The 23247-nt window shown below is 37.3% G+C and carries 23 protein-coding genes and 1 pseudogene; 6 read left to right on the forward strand and 18 right to left on the reverse strand.

Going from position 1 to position 23247, the window contains the following annotated elements:
- Nucleotides 1–102: 102 nt before the first annotated feature.
- Genes ACYQ73_RS14270 through ACYQ73_RS14280 form a run of 3 tightly spaced genes read right to left on the reverse strand, consistent with a single transcriptional unit; the run spans nucleotide 103 to nucleotide 2728 of the window.
- Nucleotides 103–1167 (reverse strand): dipeptide epimerase, encoded by a 1065-nt coding sequence (locus ACYQ73_RS14270; RefSeq protein WP_460013094.1) that lies wholly within the window; start codon nucleotides 1165–1167, stop codon nucleotides 103–105.
- A 23-nt stretch (nucleotides 1168–1190) separates the two neighbouring features.
- Nucleotides 1191–1985, reverse strand: a complete 795-nt coding sequence (locus ACYQ73_RS14275; protein ID WP_460013095.1) for a M55 family metallopeptidase — start codon at nucleotides 1983–1985, stop codon at nucleotides 1191–1193.
- The gene (locus ACYQ73_RS14280; protein ID WP_460013096.1) at nucleotides 1982–2728 is read right to left on the reverse strand and encodes a M15 family metallopeptidase; all 747 of its coding nucleotides are present in this window, start codon (nucleotides 2726–2728) and stop codon (nucleotides 1982–1984) included. The genes ACYQ73_RS14275 and ACYQ73_RS14280 overlap by 4 nt, the downstream gene beginning before the upstream one ends.
- Before the next feature lie 697 nt (nucleotides 2729–3425).
- Between ACYQ73_RS14280 and ACYQ73_RS14285 the strand changes: the two genes are divergently transcribed.
- On the forward strand, nucleotides 3426–3944 hold the full coding sequence (locus ACYQ73_RS14285) for a GrpB family protein (protein ID WP_460013097.1): 519 nt from the start codon (nucleotides 3426–3428) through the stop codon (nucleotides 3942–3944).
- Nucleotides 3945–4037: 93 nt separating this feature from the next.
- On the opposite strand, the pseudogene ACYQ73_RS14290 reads toward ACYQ73_RS14285, so the two are convergent.
- The 4 genes and pseudogenes from ACYQ73_RS14290 to ACYQ73_RS14305 all read right to left on the reverse strand — a co-directional run.
- Nucleotides 4038–4237: pseudogene (locus tag ACYQ73_RS14290) on the reverse strand (IS1595 family transposase); the annotation flags it as partial.
- Between the two features lie 59 nt (nucleotides 4238–4296).
- A complete protein-coding gene (locus tag ACYQ73_RS14295) occupies nucleotides 4297–5214 on the reverse strand; it encodes a hypothetical protein (protein WP_460013098.1) in 918 nt (305 codons plus the stop codon).
- Between the two features lie 16 nt (nucleotides 5215–5230).
- Entirely contained in the window at nucleotides 5231–6274 is a 1044-nt protein-coding gene (locus tag ACYQ73_RS14300; RefSeq protein ID WP_460013099.1) for a DmpA family aminopeptidase, read from the reverse strand.
- A 1-nt stretch (nucleotide 6275) separates the two neighbouring features.
- On the reverse strand, nucleotides 6276–6974 hold the full coding sequence (locus ACYQ73_RS14305) for an aspartate/glutamate racemase family protein (protein WP_460013100.1): 699 nt from the start codon (nucleotides 6972–6974) through the stop codon (nucleotides 6276–6278).
- Between the two features lie 719 nt (nucleotides 6975–7693).
- Between ACYQ73_RS14305 and ACYQ73_RS14310 the strand changes: the two genes are divergently transcribed.
- Nucleotides 7694–9088 carry an alanine/glycine:cation symporter family protein gene (locus ACYQ73_RS14310; protein ID WP_460013101.1) on the forward strand — a complete coding sequence of 465 codons (1395 nt, stop codon included), beginning with the start codon at nucleotides 7694–7696 and terminating at the stop codon, nucleotides 9086–9088.
- A 66-nt stretch (nucleotides 9089–9154) separates the two neighbouring features.
- On the opposite strand, the gene ACYQ73_RS14315 is transcribed toward ACYQ73_RS14310, so the two are convergent.
- From ACYQ73_RS14315 to ACYQ73_RS14325, 3 genes are all read right to left on the reverse strand, one after another.
- Nucleotides 9155–11116, reverse strand: a complete 1962-nt coding sequence (locus ACYQ73_RS14315; RefSeq protein WP_460013102.1) for a methyl-accepting chemotaxis protein — start codon at nucleotides 11114–11116, stop codon at nucleotides 9155–9157.
- Between the two features lie 884 nt (nucleotides 11117–12000).
- On the reverse strand, nucleotides 12001–13962 hold the full coding sequence (locus tag ACYQ73_RS14320) for a methyl-accepting chemotaxis protein (RefSeq protein WP_460013103.1): 1962 nt from the start codon (nucleotides 13960–13962) through the stop codon (nucleotides 12001–12003).
- A 291-nt stretch (nucleotides 13963–14253) separates the two neighbouring features.
- Entirely contained in the window at nucleotides 14254–15933 is a 1680-nt protein-coding gene (locus ACYQ73_RS14325) for a methyl-accepting chemotaxis protein (protein WP_460013104.1), read from the reverse strand.
- 567 nt (nucleotides 15934–16500) lie between these two features.
- Between ACYQ73_RS14325 and ACYQ73_RS14330 the strand changes: the two genes are divergently transcribed.
- Nucleotides 16501–17055, forward strand: a complete 555-nt coding sequence (locus tag ACYQ73_RS14330) for a delta-aminolevulinic acid dehydratase (RefSeq protein ID WP_460013105.1) — start codon at nucleotides 16501–16503, stop codon at nucleotides 17053–17055.
- A gap of 185 nt (nucleotides 17056–17240) precedes the next feature.
- Here ACYQ73_RS14330 and ACYQ73_RS14335 read toward each other — a convergent pair whose 3' ends face one another.
- From ACYQ73_RS14335 to ACYQ73_RS14365, 7 genes are all read right to left on the reverse strand, one after another.
- A complete protein-coding gene (locus ACYQ73_RS14335) occupies nucleotides 17241–17777 on the reverse strand; it encodes a DUF1572 family protein (protein WP_460013106.1) in 537 nt (178 codons plus the stop codon).
- Nucleotides 17778–17970: 193 nt separating this feature from the next.
- Nucleotides 17971–19194 carry a sigma-70 family RNA polymerase sigma factor gene (locus tag ACYQ73_RS14340; RefSeq protein ID WP_460013107.1) on the reverse strand — a complete coding sequence of 408 codons (1224 nt, stop codon included), beginning with the start codon at nucleotides 19192–19194 and terminating at the stop codon, nucleotides 17971–17973.
- A gap of 138 nt (nucleotides 19195–19332) precedes the next feature.
- Nucleotides 19333–19548 (reverse strand): RNA polymerase sigma factor, encoded by a 216-nt coding sequence (locus tag ACYQ73_RS14345; protein WP_460013108.1) that lies wholly within the window; start codon nucleotides 19546–19548, stop codon nucleotides 19333–19335.
- Nucleotides 19549–19656: 108 nt separating this feature from the next.
- The gene (locus ACYQ73_RS14350) at nucleotides 19657–20265 is read right to left on the reverse strand and encodes an SCO family protein (protein WP_460013109.1); all 609 of its coding nucleotides are present in this window, start codon (nucleotides 20263–20265) and stop codon (nucleotides 19657–19659) included.
- A gap of 104 nt (nucleotides 20266–20369) precedes the next feature.
- Entirely contained in the window at nucleotides 20370–20492 is a 123-nt protein-coding gene (locus ACYQ73_RS14355) for a YvrJ family protein (RefSeq protein WP_082337366.1), read from the reverse strand.
- 88 nt (nucleotides 20493–20580) lie between these two features.
- Nucleotides 20581–20805: a DUF2922 domain-containing protein gene (locus tag ACYQ73_RS14360; RefSeq protein WP_460013110.1), complete on the reverse strand. Its 225-nt coding sequence runs from the start codon at nucleotides 20803–20805 to the stop codon at nucleotides 20581–20583.
- Between the two features lie 12 nt (nucleotides 20806–20817).
- Nucleotides 20818–21033, reverse strand: a complete 216-nt coding sequence (locus tag ACYQ73_RS14365) for a DUF1659 domain-containing protein (protein ID WP_460013111.1) — start codon at nucleotides 21031–21033, stop codon at nucleotides 20818–20820.
- Between the two features lie 118 nt (nucleotides 21034–21151).
- Between ACYQ73_RS14365 and ACYQ73_RS14370 the strand changes: the two genes are divergently transcribed.
- The 3 genes from ACYQ73_RS14370 (at nucleotide 21152) to ACYQ73_RS14380 (ending at nucleotide 22640) form a co-directional block, all read left to right on the forward strand.
- A complete protein-coding gene (locus ACYQ73_RS14370) occupies nucleotides 21152–21580 on the forward strand; it encodes a DUF2621 domain-containing protein (protein ID WP_460013229.1) in 429 nt (142 codons plus the stop codon).
- 192 nt (nucleotides 21581–21772) lie between these two features.
- Nucleotides 21773–22333: a hypothetical protein gene (locus tag ACYQ73_RS14375; RefSeq protein WP_460013112.1), complete on the forward strand. Its 561-nt coding sequence runs from the start codon at nucleotides 21773–21775 to the stop codon at nucleotides 22331–22333.
- A 118-nt stretch (nucleotides 22334–22451) separates the two neighbouring features.
- Nucleotides 22452–22640, forward strand: a complete 189-nt coding sequence (locus tag ACYQ73_RS14380; RefSeq protein WP_460013113.1) for a hypothetical protein — start codon at nucleotides 22452–22454, stop codon at nucleotides 22638–22640.
- Between the two features lie 93 nt (nucleotides 22641–22733).
- On the opposite strand, the gene ACYQ73_RS14385 is transcribed toward ACYQ73_RS14380, so the two are convergent.
- Nucleotides 22734–23231: a CcdC family protein gene (locus ACYQ73_RS14385; protein ID WP_460013114.1), complete on the reverse strand. Its 498-nt coding sequence runs from the start codon at nucleotides 23229–23231 to the stop codon at nucleotides 22734–22736.
- Nucleotides 23232–23247: the final 16 nt, after the last annotated feature.

Below are 23247 nucleotides of genomic sequence, written 5' to 3' on the forward strand. Positions count from 1 at the left end.
TAGTGAAGCATAAGTGAGAGGTCCACTATCCTAAAGCCCGATTGGTTCTATTTACAGTCAGTAGGGATGACGAACCCCCTCACTGATTGAAGCTGCACTTTATTATGAAAAGCCAATTCCAACAGCATCCGTCATCCTAATTCGATCATTTTCAAATATTGGACCACCCGCAATAGAATCTTTCAAACATAAACTTGGTCCGTCTAAATCAACCATCGTGATATTTTTCTGTGATGCGGCAAAATGTGCAGCGGCACTAACGCTAATTTTTGTCTCTAACATACAACCAATCATGCAAGGTATGTCGTTCGCCTCCGCAATATGGCAAATTTTCTGTGCTTGATAAATGCCTCCTGTTTTCATGAGCTTAATGTTAATCAAATCTGCCGCTCGCTTTTCAATAATTGTATAGGCATCTTTTGCAGAGAAAACACTTTCATCTGCCAAAATATTTGTCAACGTATTAGCCGTCACGAATTGCATTCCTACTAAATCATGGCAATGAACAGGCTGCTCCACCAATTCAACATTCGTACCTGCATCTTCAAGTGCACCAATAATTTGTACAGCTTGCTTCGGTGTCCAGCCCTGATTCGCGTCAACTCGTAATGTTATGGCGTGTCCAACTGCATCTCGAATGGCAACTACTCGCTCTACATCACCTGCTGGATCTTTCCCCACCTTGATCTTTAAAATTTGAAAACCTCGTTGTACAGCGGCAATACTATCCTTCACCATTTTTTCAGCATCATTTACACTTATCGTAATATCTGTTATTAACTCTTTCCGATAGCCACCTAATAATTTATACAGAGGTGTTTGATAGTGTTTTGCAAACAAATCATAAATCGCCATATCTACCGCAGCTTTTGCACTGGTGTTTTGATAAATACTGTTGTCAATGCGAACCATGATTTCTGTCAATTCTTCAATATCCATTCCGATAATGGCTGGCTTTATATACTCTTCTATAGCGTGCGAAATAGACCCTAGTGTTTCACCAGTAATGGCTGCAGTTGGCGCCGCTTCACCGATGCCTATTTGCCCATCATCAGCATGGACATAGACGGCAATATTGTGAATGCTATGAACTGTTCTTAAAGCTGTTTTAAACGGTGTTATTAGCGGTGCCTCTACCTTCCCCACGACAATATTTTTAATTTTCATCCATTCACCTACCTTTAAGTTACTTATGTTAAGAACTGTAAAAGACGAAGCACCTCATAAAAATCCTCCGTTACGAATTCCACTGTATTATGTGGTTTAAACGTAGCATTCGGATAGAAAGAATTTCGATACGCTCGTGTATGATCACGATAAATGATTTCTACAACAAAGCGCTCTGGTAATGTCACTTGTAAATCTTCACGTGCCACCTTCATCGAGTCCTCAACAAGTCGTTTCGTTTCTTTAATCGTCAGCTGTGGACTCACGCTAATGGTCGCATTTCCTATGCCTTCTTTCGTAGCAAATGTGATGATATTATCATTGATAGATTGAATTTCCTCTGTTAACCCCACATCTCCACTGACAAACGAAACGGGAACACCATGTAAAGCAGCCGCATACGTATTAATTAAAAATTCGCTCGTGTACTCCCCATTAATTTTCACATCGGCAAAAACACAAAGCGTATGTGCTAAAGGATTACGCGCACTGCCTCCTTTACTGTGATAGCCAATAAAAATGGCGCGATCAAAGCTCTTGTCTAGTCCCGCAACCATACACATCGGATCATACGTCCAACCACGAATAACCTTGCAGTTTACTGGTAGATTAGAAATATCAAGATTACGCGCTGAATCATGAGCGTCCTTTAATAAAATTTCGGTTGCTCCACCAAGAATAGCCCCCTCTATAGCGGCTTCTACTTCCTTTGTCATTTGCTTTTGGAAAAACTGATAATCTGGCGCGTTTAGCTCCGTCTCACTCCAAGCTGTTGTGCCAGTAATCCCTTCAATATCTGCACTAATATAGACCTTCATAGAAATCGAAACTCCTTTACTTTATTGTCTTGGATCATTGCTTCCACAGCTCCATAACTAGCTTCTTGCGCCCCAACACGTCTTGCCCATGAAACATTATTAAAATCGTAATGCCACCATTCCTCTGAATAATTCGTAAAGCCAACCATTGTCATACAGTTATATAGTAGACGTCGATGAACACAGGCTTCCCAATCTTCCTCTGGATGTTGTTCAAAATAGCGTGTCGCAGACTTTTCACTGATTTCATCAAATGCGGTACCTAAATTTAAAGCATTACCATCTAAATCGCCTAGTGTCACATCAATCGCTCCACCTGTTAAATGAGGGGCAAGATGAGCATGTTCAATGCTAGGAAATGCAACATACTTTCGCGTTTCTCTTTCAACCTCTTGCTCAGTAAAATGCGGAAAACTTTGTGCGATTTGCTTTGAAAAACTCGTAAACAAAAATTGCTGCACTTGGAACGGACGATAGCCATCATATAAAATAAGGCTATAATTTTTAGACAATAATAATAGCGCTTGTGTTAATCGCTCATATACACCCTGACGTAAATAAATCGCTTGTAAACTGTTTGGTATTTTTTGATGATAGTAAATTGGCTTAACAAAAATCCTCGAATGTTCTTCCCTGATTTGAATGAATGGCTCGCCATTTTCACGAATTGTTGGCGTTGAGTCCCCAATTAAAGTTTTATTTACTTCAATTGGATAAAAAACAGCGTCATGTATAGTACACACCTCCAATTTCAGATTTCGATAAAATTTTCGGATAATTCAGTTTTCATTGAATGTATCATACCTTATATTTATTGACTAGATAAAAAAAGAAATATTACAGAGTACTAGCTATTCTCTGCTTTTCAAACAATATCCGCCAAATAATTTATGCAAGAAGTCGAAAAACAATGTTTCTTCACCTATTTAGGAATTTTATTCGCGGAGGGAATAGAAGATTACAGAAAATGATAAAAAATGGCGAATAAATCTTCAACGATTTCATTAGTTTAAGCTCCTCTCCATAACATATGGTTGATTTCGCCTTGGCCTAAATTGTCGCTGCCGCTTCGCTTTCGCGCAGGAAACATTTGCCGCTGTCACTTCTCTTTCACACAGCTAAATTACCGCAAGACGTGGCGATCTAAGACTGAGTTCCTCTATTTCAGTAGTTGTAGGGAATCACATCCACATTTATCCCACCACCTTCAGAGGTAGGAGTCTTCTACTTAATGGAGATAGATGGTATACATTTTAACAAATGTCATCCACAGCTTTCGATGATGAGCTTTGGTTAATTGAATCAAATTTAATTGGTTATAAAAGGATATTCCCTTAAGAATTGTTGCTTTTAGACATAAAAGAGGAATTTACTTTTCATGGTATGATGGTTATAGAGATTTAGTCGATTGAGAAAAATAGAAGTTAAGGAGAATACTTAATGAAAGTTAGATTATCAGATTACACTGGGAATTGGAAAGTTATGTTTGAAGAAGAAGTAAAAATATTAAAAACTATTTTTGGTGATGAAATAATATCTTTTGAGCATTTTGGTAGCACTTCCATTCCAGGTATGAAAGCAAAGCCTGTAATAGATATGATGTGTATAGTAAATGATATCAAAAAAATAGATTCATACAACGAACAAATGAATTCAATGCAATATGATGTAGTTGGTGAATGGGGAATTGAGGGGAGAAGGTTATTCCGTAAAGGTGGAGAAAACCGGACACACCATATTCATTTTTATCAATCTGATAACCCGCAGATTAAGCGTCACATAGTTTTTCGAGATTATCTTCTTACAAATCCAGAAGAAGCTAGTAGATATAGTCAATTTAAAGAAGCTTTAGCGAATAAATATGAGTCAACTCATGATTATAGCCCTGCTAAAAAAGCATTTGTTTCAGAAATGGAGAAAAAAGCACTTGCTTGGCACAAAAGAGAACATGCAAAATAAATTAAAATAATTGTTTGTTTGTTTGTTTGTTTTGATACCGTATAAAGGAGTAGAGCTGTTTTTTGATGAGACGGCTTTGTTAGCTACTTGATTGTTGACAAGCACCTTAGCAGCATTTGACTTTTCCCTCCATTTTCTTTGTTGAAGAAAACCGAACCAATAGAGGTAGTTGTTCAAATATTTAGTTGCTACGCCTTGAGATCTATCCATCCTGTCCTTTAATCGTTTGTGATAGTTGCTGATATTATTCAGATGGTAGTACCCTTTTTTACATCCCCTTCTTTATTTAGATTAAAAAAACCTCCATTTTGATAGTAATCAAAATGAAGATAAATTCTTCTAGATATTTCTACTAAACGGGCCAACTAAATAGTATTTTTATTAATATTTCACGCACTAAAGATGACGTTTCATTTACTGAAGAACGAATATGACATTGAATAATTTTATTATCAAACCTAAACCAGAACCATCTCGCTGGATTTTTAGTTTCTTGAACTCCATAATATACTTCAATTTTTCTATTTTCATATGGAATTTTCAATAATCTAAATCTCCATTTTTGACGAGTTCCAATATTTCTTCCCAAAACTTTTGGTAAATCTTGTTCTAATGTATGCGGTGCAATTGAAATCCAACACCCATCTGTAAGGTTTTCATTTTGTCGATATAGTAATTGAACTTCATTCGCTTCTTTACCAATCCCAACCGAATCTAGCTTATAATCTAATAATGTCTCTGAGAAAGTATTATCCAAATTAATTGTTTCTGGTTCAAACCATTTTACTCTCGTTACTTCATCTTCTCCCCATTTTCCTTGATTATATCTAACTGTATAACTTACAGTAGCAAATGACTTTTTTGACAAATCCAAGTTTATTACCAATAAATCCGCAAGATATTCTATTAACTCATCATCAGCGGCATCACCTTCAAAAACAGATATTTCGACAGTTGTAAATCCTACAGAATAGCTTAAAGCCTTGTTATTTTTATAATCAATGCCAATAAAGCCGACTCTATTATTTATTACGAAAGGATTACCTTGTTTAACCAAATTTGTATCTGCATAAATAAAAGGGAAAGCCCAATCATAGAAAAATTGTTTTACTCGAATAATTCCATTCTGAAGTTTTGCATAAAAGTAAATCGAACTACGATTATCTTTTGTTTCCGGGCGCAATGAAAAATTATAGATATTTTGCATTTGCTTTTCATTCGGTAGTATAGGGCTAAAATTAATATGGTCTACAAATTCCTCTAATGACATCCCATCATATATAAAGTTAAAATTGATAAGCTTCAACTTTATGTCCATTTCGACCAATCGTAGTCTGTGCCTGTGAAAGTGAATTTAAAATGGCTTCCTCTGTTGCTTCTGCAGCTGCTGCAAATAATTGATTCATAATAGGATGATCCTCACGTAGTTGTATCCGTGTTTCGACGAGCTGATCTGATTGATGAGCGATATGATGTGCTGTTGTAAAGCCAATGACTATATCTCCGCTGCCATGTGAAAAGTGACTGCCTGTACGCCCTAGACCGATACCACAACGTTTAATGACACGTGTCAGTTGACGACTACTAAGCGGAGCATCTGTGGCAAGTACGATGATAATGGAGCCATCTGTCGAAGATAATGTCGATACACTTTGACCATTAGAAGCAAGATATTGGTGTGCTAAAAACTCAGAGCTTTGCCCGAAATTACTTAGGACCATACAGCCTACCGTATAGTTCGTTGACCCTTGCGTCACGATTCGAGAAGATGAGCCAATCCCACCTTTATAGCCAAAGCACATCATTCCTTTTCCTGCACCAACTGCCCCTTCCCCTGCAGTATCATTCGACGCCTTGTGAATCGCTTCTACAGCATGCTCGGGTGTGATAGGACATTCTCGAATGGAATTTAAATAGCTATCATTACACTCCCCAACTACGATATTAATAGTGCCTGTCGAATGACCTATTTCACTATTCGTATCTAGCATAAATTGCAGCGTTCCCTGTGTTACAGCTGGAACGCCAAATGTATTCGTTAACATAATTGGTGATTCAATAACCCCAAGCTCATTTACTTGCACGAGCCCTGTTGTTTTTCCAAAACCATTTATCACATAGCTTGCAGCAGTAACCTTTTGCTGAAATAAATTGCCTTCATGCGGTAAAATTGCTGTTACTCCTGTACAAGCATAAGCGCCGTCTTGATTCATTTTCTCATCAAGCGTTACATGACCTACACGCACGCCAGCTACATCGGTAATACAGTTTTTCGTACCAGTTGGTAACGTTCCAATGACGATCCCTATTTCTCGTACTTTTCTTGGCATTTTACTCCCCCTTATGAATCGCCATATTTACCGCGGCCTGTGCATGTAAAACAGTTGTATCAAAAACAGGTACGTTTACATCATCTTGTTTAATGAGTAATCCAATCTCTGTACAGCCTAATATAATTCCTTGTGCTCCCGATTGCACAAGGTTCCCAATCACCTGTAAATAATAGTCCTTCGATGCTTGTTCAATTCGACCCAAGCATAATTCTTCATAGATAATACGATTGACCTCAGCGCGCTCCTCAGCAAGTGGAACAAGCACTTCAATGCCAAACTCCTCTACTCTAGCTCGATAGAAATCTTGCTCCATCGTGTACTTTGTCCCAAGAAGGGCAACTTTCTGTAAACTAGCTTTTTTTATTTGATTTGCTGTCGCATCAGCTATATGTAAAATTGGAATGCTAATCTTTGCCGTAATGATATCAATAACCTTGTGCATAGTATTTGTACAAATAACAATAAAATCTGCCCCTGCACTCTCCAGAGATTGCGCTGCCTCTGCAAGAACTTGCCCGGCCTTCTCCCACGCTCCCTCAGCTTGATAATGCTCAATTTCTTGAAAATCTACACTATACAAAATACATTTAGCTGAATGCAAGCCTCCTAACTGTTGCTTTACCTCTTCATTCATCAGACGATAATATTCTGCTGAAGACTCCCAGCTCATACCGCCAATCATACCAATTGTTTTCATGCATATTCCCCCATTTATTTGGCTCATCATCATACCTGCATACGGTTGATATAGATTTTAACAAACGTCATACCCAACTTTTGGTGATGAGTCTCTAATTTTAATTATTATACTAAAAATTCTTAGGGTAAATAAGGGAATTTTCAAAAAAAATAACCTTTACTAGCTTTACTCCACTTCCATTTCTTCAGCTTTTCTTTTCAAGAATAGTAAGTATCTAATTAATATGATGGGAATAGAAGTAACAATAACATTTATACTAATAAGAAAGTATCTAGCGTCCGTGAAATCAATTAAAATGGAATACACTAAACCAATTAAACCACTAATGATCAATACAACAATAGAAGGAAACCTTGGAAATAGAAAAGTGATAATACCTGCAAATATTTTAATAAGCATAACCATCAGAAAAAATGCCAATATAACAGAAAATAAAATGCTATACTTAACCCCCTTTTATTACATGCATTTTTTCTTTTGCATCATTATATTATTTTCTTGCTGTAAAGTTTCGACAAATGGTTCATCACAATAATCTATTTCTATTCTAAGTATAAGTAAGTCCTTCACTGCACTTGCATTTGAACTAGATATTTCAACTATTGGAAAAATATTTATTAATAAAATTATTTTCTAAAATTCAGTATTTTCAAAAAGTGGATATATTACAAAAAAACAGTGTAAACTGAAGCGTATTGAGATTGGAGGTAAGCAAAATGGAATGGATATCGAATATTGTAAATGATACTAATAGTATTTTATGGACATATTTCATTATCACACTATTATTAGCTGCAGGATTATATTTTTCCTTTGGCACAAAGTTTGTTCAAATTCGACTTTTCCCTGAAATGTTTCGTTTAATAGTGGAAAAAAGAGATGGAGAGTCAGGTGTTTCTCCGTTCCAAGCCTTTACGATTAGCGCAGCCTCGCGTGTAGGTACTGGGAATATTACAGGCGTTGCATTAGCTATCGGAGTAGGTGGACCAGGAGCAGTATTTTGGATGTGGATTATCGCCGTATTAGGAATGGCGACTGCCTTTATTGAAAGTACGCTTGCACAGGTGTACAAAGTAAAGGATGGCAATACGTTCCGTGGTGGACCAGCCTATTATATGGAAAAAGCATTAGGCCAACGAAAATTAGGGATCATTTTTAGTATTCTTTTAACGTTAAGCTTTGGCTTTATTTTTAATGCTGTACAATCGAATACGATTGCAACTTCCGTTGGTGAGGCATTCCATATTAAACCTTATATCATTGGTATTATGTTAGTTGTGTTAACGGCCATGATTATTTTTGGTGGCGTACATAGAATTGTAAAAGTTACGCAAGTACTTGTACCCGTGATGGCAGTTTTCTATTTAGCTGTAGCCCTTTTTGTTGTTGTGACAAATCTGTCTGAAATACCTGCCGTTTTCAAGCTGATTTTCACTGAAGCGTTTGGTCTTCAAGAAGCTGCTGGTGGAGCGATTGGTATTGCAATTATGCAAGGCGTACGCCGTGGTTTATTTTCAAATGAAGCCGGTATGGGTAGTGTACCTAACGCCGCAGCTACAGCAAATACCTCACACCCTGCAAAGCAAGGGTTAGTGCAAAGCTTAGGTGTATTCTTTGATACAATTATGATTTGTTCTGCAACAGCGTTTATCATTATTTTAGCGGGTCTATATAATACAGGTGAAAGCAATGGAATTATTCTTACACAAAATTCATTAGCTGTACATGTAGGTTCATGGGCTCCTTACTTTATCGCTATTGCTATTATTTTCTTTGCCTTTAGTTCCATCGTCGGAAATTACTATTACGGTGAATCTAATATTGAGTTTATGAATGCGCATAAAGGCTGGATGTTTGGCTACCGTATTTTAGTTCTTGTTATGGTGATGTTTGGTTCTCTTGCACAGGTACAGCTTGTTTGGAATTTAGCCGATCTGTTCATGGGACTAATGGCTATAATCAATATTACGATCATTATGTTACTTGGTAAAATCGCCTTCCTCGTGTTAGACGACTTTACAAAGCAAAAGAAAGCAGGCAAAAATCCTGTATTTTATGCAAAATCAATCCCAACATTGAAAAATACTGATTGCTGGGAAGAAGATCGATAATTAGTCAAAAACGCCATTCCTCAAAAGAGGAATGGCGTTTTTGGTTATGTCCGATTTCTAATTCTATTAATATTTAAATTGACTAATTAGCTGTTTTAGCTCATCTGCCATATGCGCAAGAGCTTGTGCAGAAGCATTAATCTCCTCCATCGAAGCTAATTGTTCCTCTGTAGACGCTGCAACGTCCTCTGAAGCAGCTGAATTTCCTTGTGCAGAGAATGCTAAATCCTCCGTAATAGCTGTCACTTCTTGTACACTTGCTGACATTTGTTCAGATGCAGAAGATACCTCTTCCATTTTAGGAGTGATTTTATCCATGCTTGTCTTAATGACTTGGAATTTTGTGATGGCTTCATCCGATACATGTAGTCCATTTTGAACATCCTCTGTAACTTTTGCCATGATGTTTACAGATTGTTCTGTTTCTAATTGAATGCCATGAATTAGCTCAAAAATTTGTTGTGCAGACTTCTGCGATTGCTCCGCCAGTTTTCTTACTTCATCAGCAACGACTGCAAAGCCTTTTCCGTGCTCTCCTGCTCTTGCTGCCTCTATCGCTGCATTAAGAGCCAGTAAGTTCGTTTGATCTGCAATGCTTGTAATTACATCTAAAATGGATGTAATTTGCTTCGAGCGTTCATGTAATGTTTGAATTTTCGTGTTAGAGTCTGTTACCGATAAATGGATAGATTGCATTTGATCTTTAGTATCCTGGACTGCTTTTCCACCTTCATCTGCCTGTAGCGTTGCATGCTGTGAAAGATCTGTCACAGTAGAAGAAATCTCTGCAATATGAAGAATGGCCTTAGAAAGTTCCTGTAACGATTCTGCATTCTTGTTGGCACTCGTCGTTTGCGTGTCCGCGCTCGTCGCAACATCTTGAATCGAAATGGCCACCTTTTCTGTAGCAACGCTCGTTTGAGTGGCATTTGCTGTTAGTTCCTCTGCCGACGAAGCTACCTCTTCAGCATTTCGTTCTATTTTTTGAATAAGTGTCCTTAGACTGTCTTGCATATCATTAAAGGCTTGCCCTAGCTGACCTATCTCATCATGAGAAGCAATTGTCACTTTTTCAGTTAAATTACCTTTACTAATTGTCACTGCACTATCCTTAAGAGATTTAATCGGTTTTATGATTCCCTTCATGACAAAATAGAAAACAATCGTACTTATGACAATCGCAATAATTAACACAAGTAACGTATGATTTAAAATGGATGATGCTGATTTATCAATTTCCTTCGAAAAAATTGTGCCAGTAATTTTCCAATTCGTTAATTCATTTGTTGTATAGAACAAAATACGGTCTTCACCTTCAAAGACATATTCAAACGTTCCGGATTTACTTTCATACATCTTATCTGCGAAGCTCTCTTTTAATTCCCCACCTGCTTTTAAAGTAGGATGTGAAATGACCATTTTATTTTCGTCAAAAATAGAAGGATAACCATTTTTTCCGATTCGAATTGAGCTTGCGGTTTTTTGAATGTCTGCCAATTTTAAATCAATCGCTATTACCCCAGATTTGTCCTTTAACTGACGTGCAACTGTTACAACCATCTCTCCAGTAAATGCATCAATATAAGGATTCGTTATTAAAATTTCTCCCTTTAAAGCCGTAGCCTCTTTATACCAATCTCTTTCTAAAACATCGTAATCCTTAACTTTCAATTTTGGTTCTAGAAATAATGCTCCCTCATTTGTTCCAAGATAAACACTTAAAGCATCTTGATTCATCTTCATATATTGTTGGAAATTTGTTAATATTGCGGCTCCATTCTGTTTATACGTAGAAGAATTTATTTCCTCGCTAAAAACATTAATGTCATTTATTTTAGCACTAATGGTTTCATCAATTACTTTATTTAAAATATTTACACTTTCATTTGCACTAAATAATATTTCTTCTTTTATCGATTTTTTTGCCGAAAGATATGAAAAACTTCCAACAGTAATAACTGGAACTAACAAGATTAGAGCAAACAATGTGTAGAGCTTGCCCTTAAAGCTTCCAAATAATTTTTTCATGCAATAATTCTCCTTTTGTCTTCATTAGTTCTTAAGATGTGTGTGTTTTTGTATATTTTTGTATTATCTTTTACTGGCACTATACTCGATGATTTAGACTCAATAAGAATGCCTCTTCTATCTACTCTTTACAACCTGCCCTTCTTTTATGGATGAAATTTCACCCTAGGCTTTTATCGGACGGAATACATATATTCAAACCTTTTTTTTCATTTTTTTTGATTAACTAATATAAATTCTTCTATTTCGTCCTTCTTCATCATTCAACTAAACTTAGAATCTCACTTTAAATAGGTTTATAGCTGTCGCTTCGCTTATGTATACAAAAACCTGTTGTGCCCGAAAAAGAATATGTAAGACAAAAGCTTTCAGAAAAACAGGTGCCATCTAGCGACAACGGAAAAGCGATGTAGAACCCGTTTTGAATTATTGAAGGCAAATTTGCGTTTCACTCAAGTCCATAGAAAATCAACGGTTGAAAACGAAATGTGCTTTGCATTGATGACAGTAAATCTCCCGAAATATACTGCCGTTATTAACAGAAAAGTAAGGTAAAGAAAATAGAATGACTTGATCAAACAAGAAAAAAGAGAAATCGATGCTGTTCGATTTCTCTTTTTCTTAATATCAGCTAGTTATGACCCAGCCTCATTTATTAGTGTTGATAAACAAAATGGTCACGCAGTCGAGTCTCAAAACAGAAATCGCTAAAGGTGATTTCATTCGTTTTTATAGGAATACTTTGTAGAATTATCGCAAAACAATCTCTTTCTACCAAGAAACGACTCAAGTAAGCGCCCATTCGTTTTGTCTAAGAGTCATACTTTATTTAATAGGACACCTTAATCTCATTGACACAATAGTTTTTCGTATATTTGATTCTGTTAATATTTAAATTGACTAATTAGCTGTTTTAGCTCATCTGCCATATGCGCAAGAGCTTGTGCAGAAGCATTAATTTCTTCCATCGAAGCTAATTGTTCCTCTGTAGACGCTGCAACGTCCTCTGAAGCAGCTGAATTTCCTTGTGCTGAGAATGCCAAATCCTCCGTCACAGCTGTCACCTCTTGTACACTTGCTGACATTTGTTCAGATGCAGAAGATACCTCTTCCATTTTAGGAGTAATTTTATCCATGCTCGTCTTAATGACTTGGAATTTCGTGATGGCTTCATCTGATACATGTAGTCCATTTTGAACATCCTCTGTAACTTTTGCCATGATGTTTACAGATTGTTCTGTTTCTAATTGAATGCCATGAATTAGCTCAAAAATTTGTTGTGCAGACTTCTGCGATTGCTCCGCCAGTTTTCTTACTTCATCAGCAACAACTGCAAATCCTTTTCCGTGCTCCCCTGCTCTTGCTGCCTCAATCGCTGCATTGAGAGCAAGTAAGTTCGTTTGATCTGCAATACTTGTAATCACATCTAAAATGGATGTAATTTGCTTAGAGCGTTCATGTAATGTTTGAATTTTCGTGTTTGAATCGGTTACCGATAAATGGATAGAATGCATTTGATCTTTTGTATCCTGGACGGCCTTTCCACCTTCATCTGCCTGTAGCGTTGCGTGCTGTGAAAGATCCGTTACCGTAGAAGAGATCTCTGCAATATGAAGAATGGCCTTCGAAAGTTCCTGTAACGATTCTGCATTCTTGTTGGCACTCGTCGTTTGCGTGTCTGCACTCGAAGCAACATCTTGAATCGATATAGCCACCTTTTCTGTAGCAATGCTTGTTTGATTAGCATTGGCTGTTAGCTCTTCTGCTGACGAGGCTACTTCTTCAGCATTTTGTTCAATTTTTTGAATAAGAGTTCTTAAGCTGTCTTGCATATCGTTAAAGGCTTGCCCTAGCTGTCCAATTTCGTCTTGAGAAGTGATTATCACTTGCTCTGTTAAATCACCTTTACTAATGGTTACTGCACTATCTTTGAGCGATTTAATCGGTTTTATGATTCCCCTCATAACAAAATAGAAAACAATTGCACTAATGACAATCGCAATAATTAACACGAGTAAAGTATTAAATAAAATGGGTGATGCTGATTCATCAATTTCTTTTGCAAAAATTGTGCCGGTAATTTTCCAATTCGTCAATTCATTCGTTGTATAGAACAAAATACGGTCTTCACCTTCAAAGACATATTCAAACGTTCCGGATTTGCTGTCATACATTTTGTCGATGAAGCTTTCTTTTATTTCGCTACCCGGTTCTATAGTCGGATGTGAAATGACCATTTTATCTTCACCAAAAATAGATGGATATCCATTTTTCCCGATACTGATAGAGTCCGAGACTTTTTGAAGGTCTGTCAATTTTATATCAATTGCAACTACCCCAGATTGATCCTTTACCTGACGAGCAATTGTTACGACCATATCTCCAGTACCCTCATCTATATAAGGATTCGTAATTAAAACTTCTCCTTTTAATGCTGTAGCCTTTTTATACCAGTCTCGTTCCAAAAGATTATAATCGGCGCTATTCGATTTTGGTTCTAGAAATAATGACCCCTCATTTGTTCCAAGATAAATGCTCAGAACATCCGGATGTAGCTTTATATATTGTTGAAATTTTGTTTGTACGGCAGATCCCTGCTGTTCATACTTAGAAGAATCTATTTCCTCACTAAACACATTGATGTCATTTGTTCTTTCAGTAATGGTTTTATCAATTAACGTATTTAAAATTTCAACACTTTCATCTGCACTAAATAGTATTTCATCTTTTATCGAATTCTTTGCTGAAAGATACGATAAGCTTCCTACAGAAATAACTGGGATTAGTAAGATAAGAGCAAATAATATGTAGAGCTTACCCTTAAAGCTTCCAAATAATCGTTTCATGCAACAGCTCTCCTTTTGTTTTCATAAGTTTAGAAATATGTTTTATCCGATTCAGTTTCTTTTTATATTGAAATAAGAATACCGCTCCGGTTTGCCACTTCCCTTCTCTTATAGATTAAATTTTCTTCATAAGCTTTTATCGGACGAAATACTTAAATTCAAACCCCTTTTTTCATTTTTTTGATTTTCTTAACATAAATTCTTCTATTCTCGCACTTTTTCATAATATGTAGTTAAACATAAAACCCCTATGTATCATGCTTTAGCTATGATGCATAGTGGCTCTTGTTGTTAGTATTTAAATGCCTGGATTGATTCTTGTAGGTCAATCGCCATTTTTGCCAAATGTGTTGATGCTGCAGCTACTTCCTCCATCGCTGCATTTTGTTCCTCAGAGGATGCCGCAACACTTTGAACATTACTACTCGATTTCATAGATACTTCGCTAATGTAGTCGATTTCTTTTACAAGTTTTTCAATATCTTGATGGATTGTTCGAATGGCTGTTGTAACTGATTCAGTTTGTGCTTGCACGTCATTAATGGCATCGTCAATTTGTATGAAATTATCCCTTGCCACATTTACTTTTTCACGACCAACTTTTACAGAATCATTACTGTTGATCATGTCTTCCTCGATAATTCTTGTATCATCCGTAATTTGCACAACAATCTTTTCAATATCTACTGCCGCTAAGTTCGATTCATCCGCTAGCTTCCGTACCTCTTCTGCTACTACGGCAAAGCCCTTGCCATGCTCACCGCTTCGTGCTGCTTCTATAGAGGCATTAATAGCCAAAAGATTTGTTTGCGTTGCAATATTTTTAATAACATTGACTGCTGAGACGATAGCTGCTGTATTTTCATCTAAGTCTTTAACACGTGTACTTAGCTCCGCTGTATTATCCGCAATTTCATTCATCTGTCCAATGACATTACGGACTGAGGATCGTCCTATGCTAGCCATATTTTTAGTTTCTACCGTTGCATCGTTCACATGATCAATACTCGTTGATATGTCATTCATTTTTTTCAAAATGTGGGAGGATAAGTTACGTACATCACCTGTCAATGTATCCTGTTCTTCAATACCATGGGCAATATCTTGAATCGATTCTGAGACAACTTCTGTTGCCTGTGTCACTTCCATACTACTCGCTGTGAGCTGCTCGGAAGTTGCTGCTACCTGCTCAGATGAATTAGCGACATGCTTCATAGTAATGCTAAGCTTTTCGGACATCGAATTAAACGAAGCTGCCAGCTGTGCAAACTCATCTATTGTTTTAAATTGCAGGTGCGTTTGTAAATTGCCATTTGAGAATTTGTCCATTTCTACTACAGTTTGTTGAATATTTTTCGCTACTCTACGACCAAAAACTGTCGCAATAATAATGCTTATGAGCAAGGAAACAATTGCTAGTACGGCAATTTCTTTGCCACTGTTGTCGCCTTTTTGCTTTGTTGCTTCTATACGCGCCTGCATTTCGTCTTGCTGAGCCGTTGCCATCGTTTTCCCAAACTCAACAAGCTTTAGCGAGCCTTCCCCTAAAATCGGTAATGCCAATTCCTGTGCCCGCTGTTTTTCACCACTTTGAAAAAGCGGTACAATTTGTTCATCTATAGGCTTTTCCCATTCCTCTAACTGCTTTAAAAACTGTTCAAAGTCCATATTTTTATGTGCGAGCTCTTCAATACGATGAATAGATTTATGTAAAGTATCTCTTATTTCGAGATGATTATTGAGCATGTCTTCTTTACCATATAACATATACCCCCGGATGGCAGCGTTTGCCCGAACCGTTTGGAAGGAAATATCATTATATAAATTGATTAATTCCGTGTTTTTTTCGATTTCCGCAAGTGTTTGTTTATTATCATTTAAAAAGTACATGGCAATACTAGTAATTAGTAATAGAAAGACTAAAACTATACCAAAAGAAAATTGCAGTTTTCGTTCTACCGTTGATTTCATACGACACCCTCTATTCCCCTCTAAACGTTATTACTCTTGAGTATAGACTAAATTTACCTATCTCCCTATTAGAAATGCGCCTTTTGTCATAAATTAACACAAAAATTTTACAAAAATAAAACACATCACCAAATGTCTTGACTTCTATAAATTTTATAAAGCTGTTTAGATATTCAAAAAAGAACACTTAGCAAGTCACTCAACCAAAAATGTTCCTACGGCTCGTAATTATTTATTAATAGGCTGTTTTGACACATCATCAATAAATTAGAGATATCATTTTTAAAATACGCATCCTATGGATATAGGCTGTTTGGAGTGGAAGCTGGGTGAATCCTCGGGGATCAGTGTCACAGATGAGACCCTGCAGCGGCAGCGCGAGTGAAGCGGCTCATCGGACGCCACCAGGAAAGCGCTCAACAGAATGGAAATGACCAATATTTTTAAAAGGTCCAATTCTACCGGTTTTAAAAAAATAATCAGTGAGCTTTTATCATTCATTTGGTTACGACTTCCAATTTCAGATATACTATTACCATAAGTATAAATAAAGGAGAATAGTAGAAAATGAGTAAGCCAGATTTGTATGTTAGTTTAGTAGTAGGCTCTAATTGTGATATCGAATCTCTTGCATTACGCTCAGTACTCGAGTCATTTGGTGTTCGAGTAACACTTCATTTAATAGGAAGACCAAATGATTTTATTGATGTTTTATCTGGAGAAGATTTGGATGATCGAGTAGATTATTTAATTTTAAACTTCCACGGGGATGAAGGACGCTTTTGCATGCCAGAGCTAGGCCCAGAAATTTATGAGTTAAATGAACCAAGAGGTGAATTTTTCGGTCCTCAAGAGATCTCGAATTATTGTAAATTAAAAGATGTGAAGGTTATTGCCTCTGGCTGTACTTTAGGTGAAAAACAGCTAGCAACTGCGTTTTTTAAAAGTGGTTGCCATTCATATTTAGGACCGGATGATTACATAGATGGCAATGCAAACTTAATGTTTCTCATAAGATTTATGTATGAAATCATTGCTAATGAGCGAACACAGCAAGAAGCCTTTGAAATCACAAAATCGATTGACAAAGAAACTTCAATGTATCAGCTTTATTTTGCTTAGAAGACAAATCCAAAAAAGAGGCTGGGACAAATGTGTTTCAGCCAACAAAAATACCGAACTATCCAATGAAACTCTCATGACGTGTTTCGGAATAGTTCGGTTTTTCTATCTATCGTGTTTTGTTCATTTAGAGATTATTCGGCTTTATGAAGGAACCATTTAGTTACGTCCCAGCCTCTTCTTATTTATTGTTGATGTTTTTTTACCATAGACTCTGTAAAAGCTTGAGATTGCCCCTTTGGAATACTTAATGTTTGCCACTCAGAGCCCTTTAGTTGCTTAGCGATGTAAACGATTTGACCTACATGTTGTGAGTAGTGGGACATTTGTCTTTCGATAGCGTCTATCACGGAATGCCGTTCTCCTCTTATCGTTACAAACCCTTGTAAATCATCTTCTGTCAATTCTTGTAAAGCGTCTAAAAATACTTGCCAGCCCTTTTCCCATGCTCTCATAACCTCATCTTTTGTCTGAAGGCTATCGGTAAATTCATCGTCACGATTTCTCGTTGCTTTCTCACCGTCTGTCGTTAGAAAGTCAGTCCATCTCGATATCATATTTCCACTAACGTGTTTTACAATCACTGCGATACTATTTGAATCTTCATTATACACCCAGTGCAATTGGGCCACTTCCAGTTGGTCGAGTGTTTTATCGCCTAGCTCTTTGACACTTCTAAATCTTTTTTGAACAACATTTAAATACGTTTGCGCTACCGTCATTGTTGACCCTCCATCCTCTTTTTTACTATTTTAATATAGACAGAATGAGATGTGCCAATTTGGTAACTAGTTGTTGCCAAAAATAGAGTAATACTTACTCACTGAAGGGTTCTTTATCACCACTGAATGCTTAGCCTTCACCAATCGAGCTTTTACTGGCAGTTTATCTTCCACCTTACTTCTTTGCTTTCTATCAATTTAAGTGCGGGATAAATTCTCTTGCAAGAGCAACCATTTTTTCTCGTGCTTCCTGTTGATCACCATTTAATTGATAGCCTATTTGATATACATAGCCATTATAATACGTATAAAACTCATTGGCTCTTGTACTCATTCGATAAATGCGCTTGTCTGCCTCATCATAATTATAGTATAAATAAGCAAACCATTTATCTGGTGTCATCGCACGATAATACAAAGGATTCATAAAATTCAAACCTACATTCGTGATTTCCTCCTGACTATCTTCCGTAAATTTATAGTTTATTAAAGGATTATGATCTACATTTGTTACCGTCAAAATAATATATTGACGATCGACTCCAGTGAGAGACTTTTCTTTATAACTAAACTGAAACTGCTTTTGCAGGCTACCATCTTGCATATCTGATGTTACCGCATAGACCTCTTGTATATTTGATTTAAATGGAAGATTTTCAGGGTCTATTAGATGGACAGCACTCTCCATAGTATCCGCCACTTCCTTCATAGCCTCGAAGCCCTGAAGCGGTGCATAAAATTTGATATTTTCGCGGTGATGTAATTGATCTGCTATTTGAAAAGTCTGACTGAATGTTGTCTCTTTTCCTTCAACTTCTGTTTGAAATAAATCAGTGAATGATTGTTTTTCTTCTTTATGAAGTATTTCTGTCGTTACATGGTCAATCGGTTTCGAAGTTTGCCATGCAATAAATAGTAAGATAGAGCTTGTTATCATGACGGCCAGTGCACGATACGGCCAAAGTTGCTTTGATGGATACGATCCTTGTTGAACTTGTTGTCGAACCTTATGAATGATTGCTTCTTTATGGGCTGAGACATCCTTCAATACATGCATTGTATGCTTATCCATGGAAAAGTACCTCCCATTCATATGCTGTAAGTCTACTTTTAATAATTCCTTCCCTTTCTTTAAACGAGATTTCACGGTACCCTCAGGGATTGCCAGTAGCTCTGCTATCTCCTTAATCGTCATCTCCTCCAAATAAAAATAGACAATTGCTTCACGTTGCTTTAATGGTAACCGTAAAATGGCTTCATCTAAAAGAGCTTGTTCATCTTGACGAATGAGTGTATCTTGTAAAACAGTTTTTTGTTTGGCAAAAAAATTATGCTGAAATGTAATTTTTCGATAAGCCCAGCTTTTTAAGTAATCCTTGCATTTATTAATGGTCATGCGTGCTAAATAAGCCTTCATCTCGCCTCTTTCTTCATAATACTTTTGGTGATGATAGAATTTAACTTCTTTCAGCAGAAGTCTCCCACCTCTATAGGTGGTTAGATGAATGGGTTATTAGTCACTTTTCAGCAGGTGTCCAAAATCCGCTGAAAGAAGTTAAAGCCTCCGGCGGATGTCACGGAATCGGAAAGGAGTTCTTTGTGCAAGCACAAAGCCGATTCCGGACGCAATTACGCCAAGGCATAATTGATTAAATACATCTTGAACAATATCCTCAGCTATTCGTAGATTTTTCGTATAGTAGTATGCGATTCGAAATAAGTGGTCTGTATGTAGCTCCATTAGTTGCTCTAAATATTCTGTATCCGACAAAATCTTTCCCTCCTTCTACACTATAAACGAGGCTACAGTTAGAAAAGATTATATTTCAATCAAAAAAAAACCGTCTCTTTATTAATTGAGACGGTTTCCTTCTATCCATTATAAATTTTCATCAATATATGTTTCTATATCTGATGCAATTGTGTCAATAGGAACATCCTCTGTATTCTCTGCAAATCCAGAATACATTTTTACGATTTTGCCATCTTTATCAACTAAGAAAAATTGATTTCCGTGAACCACTTGGTCGGTGTTTGGATCATCTTTGACGATTATTTTTGTTGATTTCACAGCGAACTGCTCGATATATTTTTGTGAATAACCAGTAAGTAGATTCCATTTTGAATTATCTGGTACATTATATTTTTTCAAATAATCTGCTAATACTTCTGGTTTATCAACGTCAGGATCAACGGAAAACGCAACAATATTATAATCTTCCACTCCTTTTTTCTTCAGCTTTTCCTGAACTTGCTTCATATTATAGGTCATTGGTGGGCAAATGGATGTACAGTTCGTGAAAATATACATACCAATCCAAGGTTTTCCTTTTAAACTCTTTAAAGAAACTTTTTCTCCACGTTGATTGACATGTTCAAAATCTGGTAACTCCAAGCTATAATCTGCTTTAAATTTTGTATTTCCACACGCACTAAGCACTGCTGCTAATGCAAAAAGTAGAACAAGTCCTATTATTTTATTTCTCATCTTTAACACGCTCCCTACTTACACTACCCTCATCCTAACGTACGATGCAAATATTGACAAGGACACCCAAGTGACAGCTTTCGTACATCTTTGTGAAATCGATTTCACTTTAAGGAAACCAGTGCATCATGAATTGCATCTAATTTAACTTCTACTCGGTGCAGTAAATAAAACGACACTAGGATAGGAAAACCGATATCCGATATCATGTTTAACCACTGTTCCATGTTGACCCCCTCCTTCACACTAAGCTTATTAAAACCATTATTGTCGAAAATGGTCCTTGCAGGAAATTCTGCAAAGACCATTTCACGACTATTCGATTCCTAATTCAATTTCTCTTACTTGTCGATCAACGATGCGAGCCCCAGTCATTGCAACTAGAGCACTAGCTTGTCCATCAAAAACATTTTTGGCGATGATCGTTTGCATGACCTGTTGAATTTCCTCCGCTGTTACATTTGGCTTCGGCGCATCAATCACAATCGTTGTCGTTTTCCCCGCTGCTGTCTCAAATTGCAGCTCTAAAACTTGTGTCATAGCTCTCCCCCCTTAGGATAAATCTGTTGTTTCTTGTTTTACAATGCTATCTAGTTCGTGTGAAGATAGACCTGCAATTGCTTTTGCTACCTCTACTAAATCCTCTGCTGTATGCGAGCCGTTTAAATTGCGGTACGTTTTAATTGTAAACATGGGCTCGTTATGTGCATTGTGTCCAGCGACATACTTTAAGCGTAGTGTAGCACCTATGAAATTGACTTTTGCCATGAGCGTCACCTCCTTTACACAATATATACTGACTTATTGCTAAAAAAGGGACATTTAGGATGGATTTTTTTCTGCAAGCTTTTATAATAGAGTAAGAGAAGGCAAAGAGGTGAACGATTTGTTAACTGGTTGGTTTTTATGGTTTATCCTATTTTGGGTAGTTGTGCTTATTTCGTTTATGGCGATAGGCGGATTTTTCATGTTCCGCAAATTTTTAAAGGCATTACCGAAGCAAGATGGTAAATCTGATTTAGATTGGCAAGAGTATTATTTAGATAAAACTATTCATTTATGGGGACAACCTGAGAAGGAGCTTTTATATGAACTTGTAAGCCCTGTACCTGAGCTATTTAGACAAGTAGCTAAGGAAAAAATAGCAGGAAAAATTGGTGAACTTGCTTTAGAAGAAAAAGCACCTGCCATTAACCAAGATTTGATTATTCGAGGCTATATCCAAGCAACACCTAAGCGCGACCATAAATTTTTACGCAAAAAATTAGATGAAATGCAAATTGACATCGCCCCATATCAACATCTATTTGATTAATGGTACGCTGCACAATGATATGTGCAGCGTTTTTACTGACCTTAGATAAGTTTCATCATCTATTTTTTCAATAAGCTTTTCCTGGAACCTCGGGGAGTCTTTCTGTCGCTTCTGTCTTTCATTCCGTCGCTTGAACGACTCTTTCCGTCACTCCGGCAATTCTATCCGTCGCTCTGAGTTCTATCCTTCACTTTGACTCTTCTTTCCGTCGCTCGAACTACTCTTTCCGTCACTTCGGCAACTCTATCCGTCGCTCTGAGTTCTATCCTTCACTTTGACTCTTCTTTCCGTCGCTCGAACTACTCTTTCCGTCACTTCGGCAACTCTATCCGTCGCTCTGTTTTCTATCCGTCGCTTGGACGATTCTTTCCGTCGCTCGGACGATTCTTTCCGTCGCTCGGACGATTCTTTCCGTCACTCCGGCAACTCTATCCGCCGCTCTGTTTTCTATCCGTCACTTTGACTCTTCTTTCCGTCGCTTTCGCCCTTCATTCCGTCGCTTCGACGATTCTTTCCGTCACTCCGGCAACTCTATCCGCCGCTCTGTTTTCTATCCGTCACTTTGACTCTTCTTTCCGTCGCTTTCGCCCTTCATTCCGTCGCTTCGACGACTCTTTTCGTCACTCCGGCAATTCTATCCGTCGCTCTAATTTCTTTCCGTCACTTTGGCTCTCCCATCCGTCGCTTCTGTCTTTCATTCCGTCGCTTGAACGACTCTTTCCGTCACTCCGGCAATTCTATCCGTCGCTCTAATTTCTTTCCGTCACTTTGGCTCTTCCATCCGTCGCTTCTGTCTTTCATTCCGTCGTTTGAACGACTCTTTCCGTCACTCTGGCAATTCTATCCGTCGCTCTGAGTTCTATCCTTCACTTTGACTCTTCTTTCCGTCGCTTTTGGCTTTCTATCCTCCGCTTGGACGATTCTTTCCGTCACTCCGGCAATTCTATCCGTCGCTCTAATTTCTTTCCGTCACTTTGGCTTTCCCATCCGTCGCTTGAATGACTTTTTCCGTCGCTCTGACAACCCTATCCCTCGCTCTGAATCCTTTCCGTCACTTTGACAACCCTATCTATCGCTCGAACCGCTCTATTCATCAGCCAAACTGCGCGCAATAAAAAAACTACACTAGATGAAATCTCTAGTGTAGTCTTCATTAAATATTCTTCAGAGGGATAGTTTTTTTGATTTTTATAAATTGAACAAGCATTGCGATTCGCCAAGGGAGTAACATAGCGAACGCTAAAATCCAAAACATTCCTGCTAACTCACCAACGTCAATGGAGCTACTTAAAATCATTTTTGCAATTATACGGAACACTAACAGTCCGATTAATATAAAAACAAATGCTTTTGAACGTTTTAAATAAATATCTTGGCCTTTTACTTCAAATTTAGAAGTGGCAATTAAGATTGTTGAGAACAATATGCCGACTGCTGCCGCTTCAAGGATTTGCATAGGCGGTACTCGAAATTGTTCAAATAAAAACATTAACGCACCTGAAGACATTGCAATAGGTGGAATGATAATTTTCTTCTCATTTGTCGGTTTCTTAGATGCTCGCATACGTAAAACCATGACAAAGGTACCCATAAAAATGGCCATTATGGTCGAACCTATTACATAATATTGAGAAGGGATATTGCTAAACATAAAAATTCCTCCTCTA

The organism is Lysinibacillus sp. CTST325 (assembly GCF_054665055.1).

Bases quoted from the DNA above. Each gene is read 5' to 3' on its own strand.
- ACYQ73_RS14310 (WP_460013101.1), top strand. From the start codon at position 7,694: ATGGAATGGATATCGAATATTGTAAATGATACTAATAGTATTTTATGG.
- ACYQ73_RS14350 (WP_460013109.1), bottom strand. From the start codon at position 20,265: ATGAGAAATAAAATAATAGGACTTGTTCTACTTTTTGCATTAGCAGCA.
- ACYQ73_RS14300 (WP_460013099.1), bottom strand. From the start codon at position 6,274: ATGCCAAGAAAAGTACGAGAAATAGGGATCGTCATTGGAACGTTACCA.
- ACYQ73_RS14365 (WP_460013111.1), bottom strand. From the start codon at position 21,033: ATGGCAAAAGTCAATTTCATAGGTGCTACACTACGCTTAAAGTATGTC.
- ACYQ73_RS14385 (WP_460013114.1), bottom strand. From the start codon at position 23,231: ATGTTTAGCAATATCCCTTCTCAATATTATGTAATAGGTTCGACCATA.
- ACYQ73_RS14270 (WP_460013094.1), bottom strand. From the start codon at position 1,167: ATGAAAATTAAAAATATTGTCGTGGGGAAGGTAGAGGCACCGCTAATA.
- ACYQ73_RS14355 (WP_082337366.1), bottom strand. From the start codon at position 20,492: ATGGAACAGTGGTTAAACATGATATCGGATATCGGTTTTCCTATCCTA.
- ACYQ73_RS14315 (WP_460013102.1), bottom strand. From the start codon at position 11,116: ATGAAAAAATTATTTGGAAGCTTTAAGGGCAAGCTCTACACATTGTTT.
- ACYQ73_RS14320 (WP_460013103.1), bottom strand. From the start codon at position 13,962: ATGAAACGATTATTTGGAAGCTTTAAGGGTAAGCTCTACATATTATTT.
- ACYQ73_RS14295 (WP_460013098.1), bottom strand. From the start codon at position 5,214: ATGTCATTAGAGGAATTTGTAGACCATATTAATTTTAGCCCTATACTA.
- ACYQ73_RS14305 (WP_460013100.1), bottom strand. From the start codon at position 6,974: ATGAAAACAATTGGTATGATTGGCGGTATGAGCTGGGAGTCTTCAGCA.
- ACYQ73_RS14360 (WP_460013110.1), bottom strand. From the start codon at position 20,805: ATGACACAAGTTTTAGAGCTGCAATTTGAGACAGCAGCGGGGAAAACG.
- ACYQ73_RS14325 (WP_460013104.1), bottom strand. From the start codon at position 15,933: ATGAAATCAACGGTAGAACGAAAACTGCAATTTTCTTTTGGTATAGTT.
- ACYQ73_RS14275 (WP_460013095.1), bottom strand. From the start codon at position 1,985: ATGAAGGTCTATATTAGTGCAGATATTGAAGGGATTACTGGCACAACA.
- ACYQ73_RS14330 (WP_460013105.1), top strand. From the start codon at position 16,501: ATGAGTAAGCCAGATTTGTATGTTAGTTTAGTAGTAGGCTCTAATTGT.
- ACYQ73_RS14335 (WP_460013106.1), bottom strand. From the start codon at position 17,777: ATGACGGTAGCGCAAACGTATTTAAATGTTGTTCAAAAAAGATTTAGA.
- ACYQ73_RS14285 (WP_460013097.1), top strand. From the start codon at position 3,426: ATGAAAGTTAGATTATCAGATTACACTGGGAATTGGAAAGTTATGTTT.
- ACYQ73_RS14340 (WP_460013107.1), bottom strand. From the start codon at position 19,194: ATGAAGGCTTATTTAGCACGCATGACCATTAATAAATGCAAGGATTAC.